Source organism: Ornithinimicrobium carbonis (assembly GCF_977012275.1).
In genome coordinates this window covers 2,097,194-2,110,644 of sequence record NZ_OZ348993.1, presented here as the reverse complement: position 1 = coordinate 2,110,644, position 13,451 = coordinate 2,097,194, and the positions used below count along the sequence as shown (strand labels likewise).

Annotated in this window: 12 protein-coding genes; 3 read left to right on the top strand and 9 right to left on the bottom strand. The window is 74.4% G+C overall.

The genetic code is table 11. The features are described from left to right. Positions 1-63 precede the first annotated feature (63 nt). From ACWHYA_RS09550 to ACWHYA_RS09535, 4 genes are all read right to left on the bottom strand, one after another. Positions 64-1,248 carry a BMP family lipoprotein gene (locus tag ACWHYA_RS09550; RefSeq protein WP_425941575.1) on the bottom strand — a complete coding sequence of 395 codons (1,185 nt, stop codon included), beginning with the start codon at positions 1,246-1,248 and terminating at the stop codon, positions 64-66. A 102-nt stretch (positions 1,249-1,350) separates the two neighbouring features. Beyond that, positions 1,351-2,610, bottom strand: a complete 1,260-nt coding sequence (locus ACWHYA_RS09545; protein ID WP_425941577.1) for an amidohydrolase — start codon at positions 2,608-2,610, stop codon at positions 1,351-1,353. Positions 2,611-2,677: 67 nt separating this feature from the next. After that, positions 2,678-4,261, bottom strand: coding sequence for an acyl-CoA mutase large subunit family protein (locus ACWHYA_RS09540; protein WP_425941579.1), 1,584 nt, complete (start codon positions 4,259-4,261; stop codon positions 2,678-2,680). A gap of 26 nt (positions 4,262-4,287) precedes the next feature. Beyond that, positions 4,288-5,439, bottom strand: coding sequence for a quinone-dependent dihydroorotate dehydrogenase (locus tag ACWHYA_RS09535; protein WP_425941581.1), 1,152 nt, complete (start codon positions 5,437-5,439; stop codon positions 4,288-4,290). A gap of 23 nt (positions 5,440-5,462) precedes the next feature. Here ACWHYA_RS09535 and ACWHYA_RS09530 point away from each other — a divergent pair, with 23 nt between their 5' ends. Together ACWHYA_RS09530 and ACWHYA_RS09525 are read left to right on the top strand one after the other, a co-directional pair. After that, a complete protein-coding gene (locus ACWHYA_RS09530; RefSeq protein WP_425941582.1) occupies positions 5,463-6,575 on the top strand; it encodes a mannose-1-phosphate guanylyltransferase in 1,113 nt (370 codons plus the stop codon). Between the two features lie 143 nt (positions 6,576-6,718). Then, positions 6,719-7,876, top strand: a complete 1,158-nt coding sequence (locus ACWHYA_RS09525; protein WP_425941583.1) for a glycosyltransferase family 4 protein — start codon at positions 6,719-6,721, stop codon at positions 7,874-7,876. 16 nt (positions 7,877-7,892) lie between these two features. Here the strand turns inward: ACWHYA_RS09525 and ACWHYA_RS09520 are convergent, their stop codons facing one another. After that, entirely contained in the window at positions 7,893-8,456 is a 564-nt protein-coding gene (locus tag ACWHYA_RS09520) for a 2'-5' RNA ligase family protein (RefSeq protein ID WP_425941585.1), read from the bottom strand. Positions 8,457-8,559: 103 nt separating this feature from the next. Beyond that, positions 8,560-9,150 (bottom strand): LysM peptidoglycan-binding domain-containing protein, encoded by a 591-nt coding sequence (locus ACWHYA_RS09515; RefSeq protein WP_425941587.1) that lies wholly within the window; start codon positions 9,148-9,150, stop codon positions 8,560-8,562. Positions 9,151-9,404: 254 nt separating this feature from the next. On the opposite strand from ACWHYA_RS09515, the gene ACWHYA_RS09510 reads away from it, so the two are divergent. Further along, a complete protein-coding gene (locus ACWHYA_RS09510) occupies positions 9,405-10,391 on the top strand; it encodes a malate dehydrogenase (RefSeq protein WP_425941589.1) in 987 nt (328 codons plus the stop codon). 162 nt (positions 10,392-10,553) lie between these two features. Here ACWHYA_RS09510 and ACWHYA_RS09505 read toward each other — a convergent pair whose 3' ends face one another. From ACWHYA_RS09505 to purH, 3 genes are read right to left on the bottom strand one after another with little or no spacing between them, the layout of a single operon-like run. Then, entirely contained in the window at positions 10,554-10,880 is a 327-nt protein-coding gene (locus tag ACWHYA_RS09505) for a DUF3017 domain-containing protein (RefSeq protein ID WP_425941591.1), read from the bottom strand. Further along, the gene (locus tag ACWHYA_RS09500; RefSeq protein WP_425941593.1) at positions 10,877-11,734 is read right to left on the bottom strand and encodes a bifunctional methylenetetrahydrofolate dehydrogenase/methenyltetrahydrofolate cyclohydrolase; all 858 of its coding nucleotides are present in this window, start codon (positions 11,732-11,734) and stop codon (positions 10,877-10,879) included. The genes ACWHYA_RS09505 and ACWHYA_RS09500 overlap by 4 nt, the downstream gene beginning before the upstream one ends. A gap of 22 nt (positions 11,735-11,756) precedes the next feature. Continuing rightward, on the bottom strand, positions 11,757-13,316 hold the full coding sequence (gene purH, locus ACWHYA_RS09495) for a bifunctional phosphoribosylaminoimidazolecarboxamide formyltransferase/IMP cyclohydrolase (RefSeq protein WP_425941840.1): 1,560 nt from the start codon (positions 13,314-13,316) through the stop codon (positions 11,757-11,759). Positions 13,317-13,451 lie beyond the last annotated feature (135 nt).

Here is a 13,451-nt window from a genome sequence, read left to right as displayed (position 1 = left end):
CGAAGGGCCGGGCCGCTGCGCCGTCGCTGGTGTCCCCGGGGCCTGGCCCCGGGGGTCACCGGGTCACTGCGGGGCGTTCGGCGTCTCGATGGCCAGCTCGCCGGAGACGATCTGCTCCTCGTAGGCGTCGATGACCTCGTTGAGCGGCATCTCCTCGCCGTCGGGGCCGACGGCGGTCTTCTCGGCCACCGCGTCCTCGAAGTCGTGGTACGGCGCCAGGCCGACGCCCTCATTCTCCAGCGTCCCGACGTAGGGCTCGTTGGTGAAGCCGCCCTCGTAGGTCTGGGTGATGGTGTCCTCGACGGCCGGGCCGATCTGCTTCATGACCGAGGTGAGCATGATGTCGGAGTACTCCGAGGCGGTCAGGTAGCCGTCGGAGTCGACCCAGACGACCTTGACGCCCTCGTTCTCGCTGGCGGCCGCGGCTGCGCCGAGGCCGACGGGACCGGCGACGGGCATGATGACGTCGGCACCCTGGGCGATGAACTGCTCGGTGAGGGTCTGGCCCTGGGACTGGTTCTCGAAGTCGCCGGAGAAGGACCCGTCCTGCGCCTCCTTGTCCCAGCCCAGGAGCTGGACCTCGGCGTCGTTGTCCTCGTTGTACCTGTCCACACCGTCGGCGAAGCCGTCCATGAAGATCGCCACCGAGGGCAGCTGGATGCCGCCGAAGGTGGCCACGGTGCCGGTCTCGGTCATGCCGGCGGCGAGGTAGCCGGCCAGGAAGCTGGCCTCGGCGGTGTTGAAGAGGATCGGCTTGGCGTTGTCCAGCTCGACCGGGTTGAAGTCGGCGTCGCTGAAGGCGGAGTCGATGAGGGCGAAGTTGGTGTCCGCGTTGGCGTCCGCGGCCTCCTGGATCGCGTCCTCGAGGAGGAAGCCGACCCCGATGGTCAGGTTGCAGCCCTGGCTGACCAGGTTGTTCACGTTCGTGGCGTAGTCCGCGTCCGACTGGGACTCGACCTCGGTGGTGTCGATCCCCAGCGACTCCGCCGCCGCGTCCAGACCCTCCTTGCCCGACTGGTTGAAGGACTGGTCGTCGAAGCCGCCGGAGTCGGAGACCATGCACGCCTGGAAGTCCTCGGCACCGCCGGCGGCCGCGCCGTCGTCGGTGGCGGCGGTGTCGTCGGTGGCGCCAGCACCGGAGTCGTTGTTGGTGGTACCGGTGTCGGTGTCCTCCGGGGCCTCGCCGCAGGCGGCGAGGACGAGGGAGGCGGCGGCACCGACGGCCGCGAGCTTCAGAACCCGACGCACGGGGTCCTCCTTAGATCAGCAGATAGGGTTTGTGCAGTCCTGATGGTATCTCCCCCCGGAACATGCTGGGACGCCCGTCCTGCACCGAAGGGGCGACGGCCCTCAGAGGAGTCCGTCGGGCCCCACGGAGGTCAGGACGCTGGCCGCCAGCACCTGTGCGGCCACGACGACCGCGCGCTCGTCGACGACGAGGTCGCCCTGGTGCAGCTCGTGGGTGGTCCCGCCGGGCGTCCGGGTCCCCAGCCGGGCCATCGCACCGGGCACCTGGGTCAGGTACCACCCCAGGTCCTCCCCTCCCATGGACTGCTTGGTCGGCACCACCGCGTGCGGGCCGAGGAGGGACATCGCCGCCTTGGACAGCGCCACGACGGCGTCGTTGTCGTTGTCCACGGGCGGCACGCCCTTGACGTAGGTCACCTCGGCGCCGACGCCGTACGGCGCCACCACCGAGCGCACGATCTCCTCGATGAGCGGTCCGGTGCTGTGCCACGCGTCGGCGTCGAGGATGCGCAGGGTCCCGGTGCACTCGGCACGCGTGGGGATGATGTTGGGCGCCGAGCCGGCGCGCACCATGCCCCACACGAGCGTGGCGCCGTCCCGGGGGTCCAGGCGTCGGGAGAGCACCGCCGGCACCTCGGTGACCACCTTGCCGAGCGCGTAGGTGAGGTCCTGGGTCAGGTGGGGCCGGGAGGTGTGCCCTCCCCGGCCGGTCAGCGCCACGTGCACCGAGTCGGAGGCGGCGGTGATCGGACCCACGCGCAGGCCGACCGACCCGACGTCCACCGAGGGGTCGCAGTGGACCGCCAGCAGGCGGTCCACCCCGTCGAGCCCGCCGTGCTCCATGACCGTGTGGGCACCGCCGGGGATGGTCTCCTCCGCCGGCTGGAAGAGGAGGCGCACGCCGATCCGCCGCCGCACCAGCTCGTCCTCGACCGCCTTGAGCGCCAGCCCGGCACCGAGGACGCCGACGGTGTGCACGTCGTGGCCACAGGCGTGGCACACCCCGTGGGTGCGCGAGGCGAAGGGCAGGCCGGTGGCCTCCTCCAGCGGCAGCGCGTCGAGGTCGGCCCGCAGGGCGATCCGCACGCGGGGGTCGGGGTGGCCCAGGTCGGCCACGGCCCCGGTCCCCGGGAGCGCCGTCACCTCGACCCCGGCGTCGGTGAGCACGTCGGTGACGAGGGCGGTCGTGCGCAGCTCGTGCCAGGAGAGCTCGGGCTGCTGGTGGACCGTGCGGCGCAGCTGGACCAGCCGCTCCGCCATACCCTCCACGTGCCGACCGACCGTCTCGACGATCCCGGGGTCCTCCCGGGGGGTCCAGGAGTCGTCGGCGCGTCGGGCGCGGCGGGCGGTAGGGGTCGTCACGGGGGTTCTCTCACCTCGGTCGGCGGCGGGTGGTCGACCACCCAGGGTACAACCCCACCCCGCCCGGTCAGAACGTCTCGTGCGGGACGTGCTGACCCCAGACCTCCCGCAGGGCGTCGGCGACCTCGCCCCCCGTGGCCCTGGCGGCCAGCGCCTCGCGCATGGGGGGCAGGACGTTGGCGGTGCCCTGGGCCGCGGCGCGCAGGTCGGCCAGCGCGCGGTCCACGGCGCCCTGGTCACGGTCGGCCCGCAGCCGCTCCAGCCGTTCGGCCTGGGCCGCCTCGATGGTCGGGTCCACCCGCAGCGGCTCGTAGCGCTCGTGCTCCTCCACGGTGAACCTGTTCTGCCCCACGACGACCCGCTCGCCCGAGTCGATCTGGAGGGCGTTCTCGTAGGCCGACCGCTCGATCTCGCCCTTCTGGAACCCCTGCTCGATCGCCCGGACCGCTCCCCCACGGTCCTCGACCGCCTGCATCAGCGCCTCGACGGCCCCCTCCAGGTCGTCGGTGAGGGACTCGACCACGTAGGAGCCCGCGAAGGGGTCGACGGTCTTGGTCACGTCCGTCTCGTAGGCCAGGACCTGCTGGGTGCGCAGGGCCAGCCGGGCGGCCTTGGCGGTCGGCAGGGCGATCGCCTCGTCGAAGGAGTTGGTGTGCAGCGACTGGGTCCCGCCCAGGACCGCCCCGAGCCCCTGCAGGGCCACCCGGACCAGGTTGATCTCCGGCTGCTGGGCGGTGAGCTGCACGCCCGCCGTCTGGGTGTGGAAGCGCAGCATCATCGACCTGGGGTTCTGCGCACCGAACTCCTCCTTCATCATCCGGGCCCAGATGCGGCGGGCGGCACGGAACTTGGCCACCTCCTCCAGCAGCGTGGTGCGGGCGACGAAGAAGAAGGAGAGCCTCGGGGCGAAGTCGTCGACGGCCAGCCCGGCGTCGAGGGCGGCCTGGACGTAGGCCTTGGCGTTGGCCAGCGTGAAGGCGACCTCCTGCGCCGGGGTGGCCCCGGCCTCGGCCATGTGGTAGCCGGAGATGGAGATCGTGTTCCAGCGCGGGATCTCCTGCTGGCAGTAGGCGAAGATGTTGCTGATCAGCCGCAGGGACTCCGCCGGCGGGTAGATGTAGGTGCCGCGGGCGATGTACTCCTTGAGCACGTCGTTCTGGATCGTCCCGGTCAGCGAGGACGCGGGGATGCCGTTGCCCTCCGCCACGAGCTGGTACATCAGCAGCAGCGAGGCGGCCGGGGCGTTGATCGTCATCGAGGTGGACACCTCGTCCAGCGGGAGCCCGTCGAAGAGCAGCTGCATGTCCTCGACCGAGTCGATCGCCACGCCCACCTTGCCGACCTCGCCGGAGGCCAGCGGGTGGTCGGAGTCGTAGCCCATCTGGGTGGGCAGGTCGAAGGCGACCGACAGCCCGCCGGTGCCGTTGGCGACCAGCTCCTTGTAGCGGGCGTTGGACTCCGCCGCGGTGCCGAACCCGGCGTACTGGCGCATGGTCCACGGACGCCCGGTGTACATGCTCGGGTAGACCCCTCGGGTGAAGGGGTAGGCACCGGGCTCGCCCAGCCGGGTGGCGGGGTCGAAGCCGTCCAGGTCCTCTGGTCCGTAGCGCGCCCTGATCGGCAGCCCGGACTCGGTCGTCGCCTCTGACATGACCTCAGCCTACTGTCGGGCCGCGCTCACGCCGGGCCGGGCCCGCGCCGCACCTCCCCGGCGGGCCGGGACGCCGCACCCGCTGCCCGCACGGCCTCTCCCAGCAGCCCCGGTCCGGCGTAGACGAGGCCGGTCCAGAGCTGCACCAGGCTGGCCCCCGCGTCGAGCATCGCCCGCACGTCGTCCCCGGTCATCAGGCCGCCGACCCCCACCACCGGCAGGTCGGTGCGCGCCACGACGCGGGCCACGACCTCCCGGGCACGACGGGTCAGCGGCGCCCCCGAGAGCCCGCCGGCCTGGGCGGAGGCGAGCTCGCGCTCGGCGGGCACCACCCCGTCCCGGGACAGCGTCGTGTTGGTGGCGACGATGCCCGCGACCCCGGCCCCGGTCGCCACCTCGAGCGCCTCGTCCAGCGCGGGGTCGGTCAGGTCGGGGGCGAGCTTGACGAGGACGGGCGTGCCGGCGGCGGCCCGGACGACCTCGGTGAGCAGCTCCCGGAGGGGCCCGGCGTCCTGCAGCGAGCGCAGCCCCGGCGTGTTCGGGCTGGAGACGTTGACGGCCAGGTAGTCGGCCAGCCCCTCCAGAGCGGCCACCGACGTCAGGTAGTCGCCCACGGCCTCCGGCACCGGGGTCACCTTGCTCTTGCCGATGCTCACCCCGACCGGCACGTCCACGAGCCCGGCCTCCCTGGCCGCCCTGAGCCGGTCGGCCAGGGCGTGCACCCCCTCGTTGTTGAAGCCCATCCGGTTGAGGACCGCACCCGACGCGGGCAGCCGGTACAGGCGCGGCCGCGGGTTCCCCGGCTGCGCGACGGCGGTCACCGTGCCCAGCTCCACGTGCCCGAACCCCAGCGCGCCCCAGGTGGGCACCGCCCGGCCGTCCTTGTCCATGCCGGCCGCCAGGCCGACCCGGTGGCGCATCCGCAGCCCGAGCACCTCGACGGGCTCGGTTCCCACGCCCCGCCCCCCCACGGCATACCCCGCCAGGGAGGCCAGGGCCCGCGTCGGGGCGGTGGCCCCCAGCCCCTGGGCCAGGGATACGGTCGCGTGGTGGACCCGTTCGGCGTCCGCGCGCCACAGCAGGGGCCGCACCACCCTCCGGTATGCCGTGACCGCGACGGCGCCACCGGCACGGCGGGCGGGGGCGGACGCGGCGGTCGGACCCGGGGGCGCAGGCATGGCGCCACCCTAGACTGAGCCCCATGCCCACCCCGGACCCGGCAGGAGACCTCGTGCCCGACCTGACCGCCGTGGTCCCCGCCGGGGGCTCGGGGACCCGGCTGTGGCCGTTGTCGCGCGCCGCCTCCCCGAAGTTCCTGCACGACCTCACCGGGTCGGGGCGCTCGCTCCTGCAGGACACCGTGGAGCGTCTGCGGCCGCTCGCGGGGGACCGGGTCCTCGTCGTCACCGGGACGCGGCACGCGGACGCCGTGCGTGAGCAGCTGCCCGACCTGCTGCCGGCGAACCTGCTCGTGGAGCCCGGCCCCCGGGACTCGATGCCGGCGATCGGCCTGGCGGCCGCGGTCCTGGAGCGGCGGGACCCCGAGGCGGTGCTCGGCTCCTTCGCCGCCGACCACGTGATCGAGCAGCCGGAGGTCTTCCGCGAGCGGGTCCACCAGGCGGTGCGCGCGGCCCGGGAGGGTCTGCTCGTCACCCTCGGGATCACGCCCACCCGCCCGGCGACGGGCTTCGGCTACGTGCGGGTGGGGCGGGCGCTGGGGGTCACCGGGGCGCCGCAGGTGCGGCACGCCGAGGCGTTCGTGGAGAAGCCCGACGCCGAGCTGGCGGCGGAGTACGTGTCCTCCGGCACCTACCTGTGGAACGCCGGGATGTTCGTCGTGCGGGCCGGCACGCTGCTGGAGCTGCTGGCGACGCGGCATCCCCGGATGGTGCAGACCCTGCGCCGCGTGGCCGAGGACCCCTCCGCGATCGAGGAGCTCTGGGGGTCGCTCCCGCGGATCTCGATCGACCACGCGGTCGCCGAGCCGGCCGCCGCGGCGGGTCGGGTGGCGGTCGTGCCGGCGCCGTTCGGCTGGGACGACGTCGGCGACTTCTCCTCCCTGGCCGACCTGCTGCCGGAGTCGGCCGAGCACCCCGGGCTGCGCGTCCTGGGCCCCGGCCACCTCGTCGTGGACGAGGGGTCGACCGGCCTCGTCGCGCCCCGGGGTGGTCGGACCGTGGTGACCCTCGGACTGCAGGACGTGGTCGTCGTGGACACCCCCGACGCCGTCCTGGTCACCACCCGGCAGCACTGCCAGGACATCAAAGGCCTGGTGGAGACCCTGCGCCGCACCGGTCGGGAGGAGCTGACCTGAGCACCGCCGGCGAGCACGAGGACCCGCCGCGCCGCCGCGGGCGGTTGCGGGACGGGCTCGGCCACCCGTTGCTCACCCGACGCTCACCCGCCGCACACCCCACGGTCGCCCCCGGCACACCCGGGACCCCCACCCTGGAGCACGTGCGCGTGGCCATCGTGACCGAGTCGTTCCTGCCGGCGTTGAACGGGGTCACCACGAGCGTGTGCAAGATCCTGGAGAACCTCCGGGCAGGCGGCCACGACGCCCTCGTCGTCGCACCGGGGACCAGCCCCTGGAGCCCGACCGCCACCCCCGAGTGGTACGCCGGGTTCCCGGTGCACTCGGTGACGAGCGTCCCGGTGCGCCAGTTCCGGGTCGGGCTGCCCTCCTACGAGCTGGAGACGGTGCTCCACCGGTTCGCGCCCGACGTGGTCCACGTGTCCTCGCCGTTCGTCCTCGGGGTCCGGGGCCTCATCGCGGCCCGGGCCCTGGGGCTGCCGTCCGTGGCGGTCTACCAGACGGACATGCCCTCCTACATCCGCCAGCACTCCGGTCCCGCCGGCGACCTGACGTCCCGTGCGGCCTGGCGCTGGATCCGCCGGATCCACCAGCAGGCCGACCTCACCCTGGCCCCCTCCACCGCGGCCCTGCACGACCTGGCGGACCACGACGTGCCGCGGGTGGCCCTGTGGGGCCGGGGCGTGGACGCCGACCTCTTCCACCCCGGCCGCGCGGAGGAGCCGGCCACCCGCGCGCTGCGGGCGCGGCTGGCTCCCGACGGGGAGGTGCTGCTGGGGTACGTGGGCCGGCTGGCCCCGGAGAAGGAGCTGCACCGCCTGGCCGAGCTCGTCGACCTGCCCGGGACCCGGCTGGTCCTGGTCGGGGAGGGACCCAGCCGGGACCAGCTCGAGGCGCTGCTGCCGGGAGCCGCGTTCCTGGGCCGTCGGGAGGGGCTCGACCTGGCCCGGGCCTACGGCGCCTTCGACGCCTTCGTGCACACCGGCACCCGGGAGACGTTCGGTCAGACGCTGCAGGAGGCCTCCGCGTCGGGGCTGCCGGTGGTCGCCCCGGCCCGGGGCGGACCCCTGGACCTGGTCGAGGTGGGCCGCACCGGCGAGCTCTTCGACCCCGACCGGCCGGGGTCGCTGCGAGCCGCCGTCCAGAGCCTGCTCGAGCAGCCGGACGCCGCCGGGCGGCGCGCCCGCGCCGGAGCGGCCGGGCGCGCGCGCGTGGTGGGTCGCTCCTGGCCGGCCCTGGTCGACCAGCTCCTGAGCCACTACGGCCGGGTCGTGGCGGACGCCGCCCGCGCGGTCGCCTGAGCGGACGGGTCGCGCCTCAGCCGGCGAGCGCGAAGTCCTGCACGACCTGCCAGATGCCGTCCCCGCCGTGCAGGTAGAGCCGGAAGCTGACCGCCTCGAAGGTGCACGAGAACGCGGCCAGGTCGGCGAAGGCCCGGTCGAGGACCTCGGGCGAGCGGTCGTGGGAGATCGTCACGTGCGGGTGGTAGGGATAGTCGAGCCGTCGCTCCACCGGCCCCGCCCGCACGTCCCGCTCCAGGCGCTCGCAGCTCGACACGCCCTGCGACACCTGGACGAAGACGACGTCGGAGACGGGCCGGAAGGTGCCCGTCCCCCGCAGGATCACGGTGAACGGGTCGTGCGTGCGCGCCACCGCCGCCAGGTGCTGGCGCAGGGGCGCCACGAGGTCCGGGGTGATCGGGGTCGGCGGCAGCAGCGTGATGTGCGTGGGGATGTGGACCGCGCCCGGCTCGCCGTAGTCCTGGCGCAGCCGCTGCAGATGGCCTCCCCAGGGCTCGGGCACCGGGAGGGCCACCCCCACGACGGGAGCGGCGGGCACGTGCGTGGTCGGGCCGTCGGGGGCGGCTCCGGGAGCGGACACGCGGTTCACCCTACCCGGGGGCGGGCACGGGCCCGCCGACGCGCTGCGCCGACGGGCCCGGAACCGGGGGGTGACCCTCCCCGACCTGGGCCGGGGGCCGGGCTCAGCCGGCGGGAACCTTGAAGACCTGACCCGGGTAGATCAGGTCCGGGTTGTCCAGGTTGTTCAGGCGGGCCATCTCGTCGGCGTCGACGCCGTAGTGCTCGGCGATGCCCGCCAGGGTGTCGCCCCGCTGCACGGTGTGGGTGCGGTGCTGCGCCGCCTTCGTCTGCTCGGCCTTGTGCGCGACGGCGTCGGAGCGCTGCTCAGCGGCCTCCTGCTCGGCGCCGGCCTGCTGCTCGGCCGCCTCCTTCTTGGCCCCCGCCTCAGCCTGGGCGGCCTCCTTCTGGGCCTTCGCCTCCGCCTGGACGACCTCCTTCTCGGCCTCGGCCTCAGCCTCGGCCGCGTCCTTCTTCGCCTCGTCAGCCAGCCGCTGCTTGGTCGTCGCGTCCTCGGCGGTCATGCTGTCGGCCGGGTCGTCGGCCTTGCGGGCGGCCTCGTCGGCCTCCCGCTGCGCCTCGTCGGCCTTCGCGCGTGCCTCCGCCGTGACCCGGTCGGCCTTCTCCTGCGCCTCCCGGGCACGCTCCCGGGCGCTCTCGGCCCGCGCCTCGTCCGAGCCGGTCAGCGCGTCCTTGACCTTGTCGAAGAAACCCATCGTCCACTCCTTCCACCGGTGCGGGGCGGGGTGGGTCGCCACCCCCGGGTGTCCCGGCCGGTCCGGACGCCACGCTATCCGGCGGGGCCGACCCCCGCCACCCCGTGGGGGGACGGCGCCCGCCGTGGCGCCCGCATCCGGCTCAGCCGGCCCGGCGGGCCGGTGCTAGCGTCGGACCGACGGGACCGCAGCCGCCCGGGCTCGGGCCTGCGGGACCCGGCGCAACCCCATACCCGAGGAAAGGGCACCCCCTCATGAACGCACCCGTCAAGGTTGCCGTGACCGGCGCCGCCGGTCAGATCGGCTACAGCCTCCTGTTCCGCATCGCCTCGGGCGAGCTGCTGGGCAGGGACACCCCCGTCGAGCTGCGGCTGCTGGAGATCACGCCCGCGCTGAAGACGCTGGAGGGGGTCGTCATGGAGCTCGACGACTGCGCGTTCCCCACGCTGGCCGGCATCGAGATCGGCGACGACCCGGACGTGGTCTTCGACGGGGTCAACGTCGCGCTGCTCGTCGGCGCCCGCCCCCGGAGCAAGGGCATGGAGCGCGGCGACCTGCTGGAGGCCAACGGCGCGATCTTCACCGCCCAGGGCAAGGCCCTCAACGACCACGCCGCGGACGACGTCCGCGTGACCGTGACCGGGAACCCCGCCAACACCAACGCCCTCATCGCCCGCAGCAACGCCCCCGACATCCCGGCCGAGCGGTTCACCGCCCTGACCAGACTCGACCACAACCGGGCCATCGCCCAGCTCGCCGCCAAGGTCGGTGCACCGGTCACCGACATCACCCGGATGACCATCTGGGGCAACCACTCCGCGACCCAGTACCCCGACCTGTTCCACGCGAAGGTGGGCGGTCGCAACGCGGCCGAGGCGGTGGGAGACCAGGAGTGGCTGGAGAACACCTTCATCCCGACGGTCGCCAAGCGCGGCGCCGCGATCATCGAGGCGCGGGGCTCCTCCTCCGCGGCCTCCGCGGCGTCGGCGACGATCGACCACACCCGCGACTGGCTGCGCGGGTCGCCCGAGAACGACTGGGTGTCGATGGCCGTCACCTCCGACGGGTCCTACGGCGTGGCCGAGGGCCTGATCAGCTCCTTCCCGGTGACCACCCGGGACGGCGGCTACGAGATCGTCCAGGGCCTGGAGATCGACGACTTCTCGCGCGGTCGCATCGACGCTTCCGTGGCCGAGCTGGCCGAGGAGCGCGACGCGGTCACCCAGCTCGGGCTGGTCTGAGGACGCGGCACCGGTCGGTCCGACGGGACCGCCGCCGCTGACCACGGGCCCCTCCCCCGCCGGGGAGGGGCCCGTGGCGCGTGACGCGCAGGGGCGGGCGCGCCACGCGGGGAGTCTGCCGGCGGCCGCAGGTCGCGTCCCTGGCCAGGTGCGCCGCCGGTCTCAGAGGATGCGCAGGGTGGCCGCGAGCACGGCGACGGCCAGGCCGAGCAGCGCCATGATCGTGGCGTCGACCCAGCGCGAGCGCACCGCCAGCCCCCCGACCGCGGCGTCCGGCAGCAGGATCCGGGCGAGGGCGAGGACGCCCATGGTCACGCCCACGGCATACCCGTAGGCACGCAGGTTCTCGGTGACGAGCAGCACCGCCGCCACGGTGAGCCCCGCGACGCCGGCACCCCACCACAGGCCGAGCGGCTGCCGGGGCACGGCGGCCCTGCGCTCGGCCTCGGGGTCGTCGTCCAGCGGTCCTGCGGGTGGCCCCGGGCTCACGCCGGGCCGGCGCCGGCGGCCCGTTCGGCGGCCTCCACCACGTTGCTCAGCAGCATGGCCCGCGTCATCGGCCCGGCGCCGCCCGGGTTGGGCGACAGCCACCCGGCCACCTCGGCCACGTCGGGGTGGACGTCGCCGGCGATCTTCCCGTCGCGGCGGGCCACCCCGACGTCGAGGACCGCGGCCCCCGGCCGGACCATGTCCGGGGTGATGAGGTCGGGGACACCGGCGGCCGCGACGACGACGTCGGCCCGGCGCGTGTGCGCGGCCAGGTCACGGGTCCCGGTGTGGCACAGCGTGACCGTGGCGTTCTCCGAGCGTCGGGAAAGGATGAGCCCCAGCGGGCGCCCGACGGTGAGACCCCGGCCCACCACGACCACCTCTGCCCCGGCCAGCGGCACGTCGTAGCGCCTCAGCAGCTCCACGACCCCGACCGGCGTGCACGGCAGGGGCGCCGGCTCGCCCAGCACGAGCGAGCCCAGGTTGAAGGGGTGCAGACCGTCCACGTCCTTGACCGGGTCGACGCGCGAGAGGATCGCGAACTCGTCCAGCCCGGTGGGCTGCTGCACGAGGAAGGCCGTGCACGCCGGGTCCGCGTTGAGCTCGTCGACGACGGCGAGCACCTGGTCGAGGGTCGCGTCCGCCGGCAGGTCGCGCCGCAGGCTGGCGACGCCGATCTCGGCGCAGTCGCGGTGCTTGGCCCCGACGTACCACGAGCTGGCCGGGTCCTCCCCCACGAGCACGGTCCCGAGCCCCGGGACCGTCCCCCGCCGGGCCAGGGCGCTCACCCGTGTCCGCAGCTCGTCCTTGATCGTGGCGAGGACGGCCTTGCCGTCCAGGATGGTGGCGCTCATGGGCCCGAGTGTAGGTCGTGGCTCAGTGCGCGAAGTGTCGGGTGCCGGTGAAGTAGGTCGTCACGCCGGCGGCCTCCGCCGCGGCGACCACCTCCTCGTCCCGGACGGAGCCTCCTGGCGCGACGACGGCCCGCACCCCGGCGTCCAGGAGCACCTGCAGGCCGTCGGCGAAGGGGAAGAACGCGTCCGACGCGGCGACGGCACCGGCGGCCCGATCCCCGGCCCGGCTCACCGCCAGGTGGCAGGAGTCGACCCGGTTGACCTGGCCCATCCCGATCCCGACGCTGGCCCCGTCGGAGGCGAGCAGGATGGCGTTGGACTTCGTGGCCCGCACGGCCCGCCAGGCGAACTGCAGGTCGTCGAGGGTGGCCTCGTCGGCGGGCGGGCCGGCGACCAGCCGCCAGCGCGACGCGTCGTCACCGCCGTCCTCGACGACGGCGTCGACGGCGTCCACGGACTGCAGCAGGAGCCCGCCGGAGATCGGACGGGTCTCCGTGCCGCCGGCGGAGGGCGGGGCCGCCCGCAGCAGGCGCAGGTTCTTCTTCGTCCGCAGCAGCTCGAGGGCGTCGGCGTCGAAGTCGGGGGCGACGACGACCTCGGTGAAGACGTCCTTGAGCTGCTCGGCCATGAGCAGGGTGACCGGCCGGTTGGTCGCCACGATCCCGCCGAACGCCGAGACCGGGTCGCAGGCGTGCGCCCGGCGGTGCGCCTCGGCGACGTCGGCCCCGACGGCGATGCCGCAGGGGTTGGCGTGCTTGATGATCGCCACCGTCGGGCGGTCGCCGTGGTCGGACGCGGCCCGGCGGGCCGCGTCGGCGTCGACGTAGTTGTTGTAGGACATCTCCTTGCCCCCCAGCTGCTCGGCCTGGGCGAGCCCGGGCGTGGGCCGGAAGCCGTCGGCGTAGAGCGCAGCGCGCTGGTGGGGGTTCTCGCCGTAGCGCAGCACCGCCCTGCGCTCCCAGGTCGCACCGACCCAGGCGGGGAACCCCGAGCCGTCCCCCGTGTCGGTCAGCACGCTGCCCATCCAGGAGGCGACGTGCACGTCGTAGGTGGCGGTGTGCACGAACGCCTCGGCGGCCAGTCGCCGCCGCTCCGGCAGGTCGAAGCCCCCGCCGGCGGCGGCGGCCACGACCCGGGGGTATGCCGCGGGGCTGGTGACCACGGCGACGCTGCGGTGGTTCTTCGCGGCGGCCCGGACCATCGAGGGGCCGCCGATGTCGATCTGCTCCACGCAGGCGTCCTGGTCGGCGCCGGAGGCGACCGTCTCGGTGAACGGGTAGAGGTTGCAGACGACGAGGTCGAAGGGCTCGACCCCGAGCTCCTCGAGCTGGGCCACGTGGTCGGGGTTGGAGGTGTCGGCCAGCAGGCCGGCGTGGACGCGGGGGTGCAGGGTCTTGACCCGGCCGTCGAGGCACTCGGGGAAGCCGGTGAGGTCCTCCACCCTGGTCACCGGGACGCCCAGCTCCTCGATCCGGGCGGCCGATCCCCCCGTGGAGACCAGCGCCACCCCGGCGCGGTGCAGGCCGGCGACCAGCTCGTCCAGACCCGTCTTGTCGTAGACCGACACGAGGGCCCGGCGCAGCGGCCGTCGACCGTCGTCGTCCCCGGCCTCGCGGACGGTCGCGACGTCGGGCGCCGCGGGAACCTCGGAGGTCGCCGGTGCGCCGGGACCGGCGGGGTCGGAGCTCTCGCTCCCGGGGGTCGGGCGGGGGTCCTG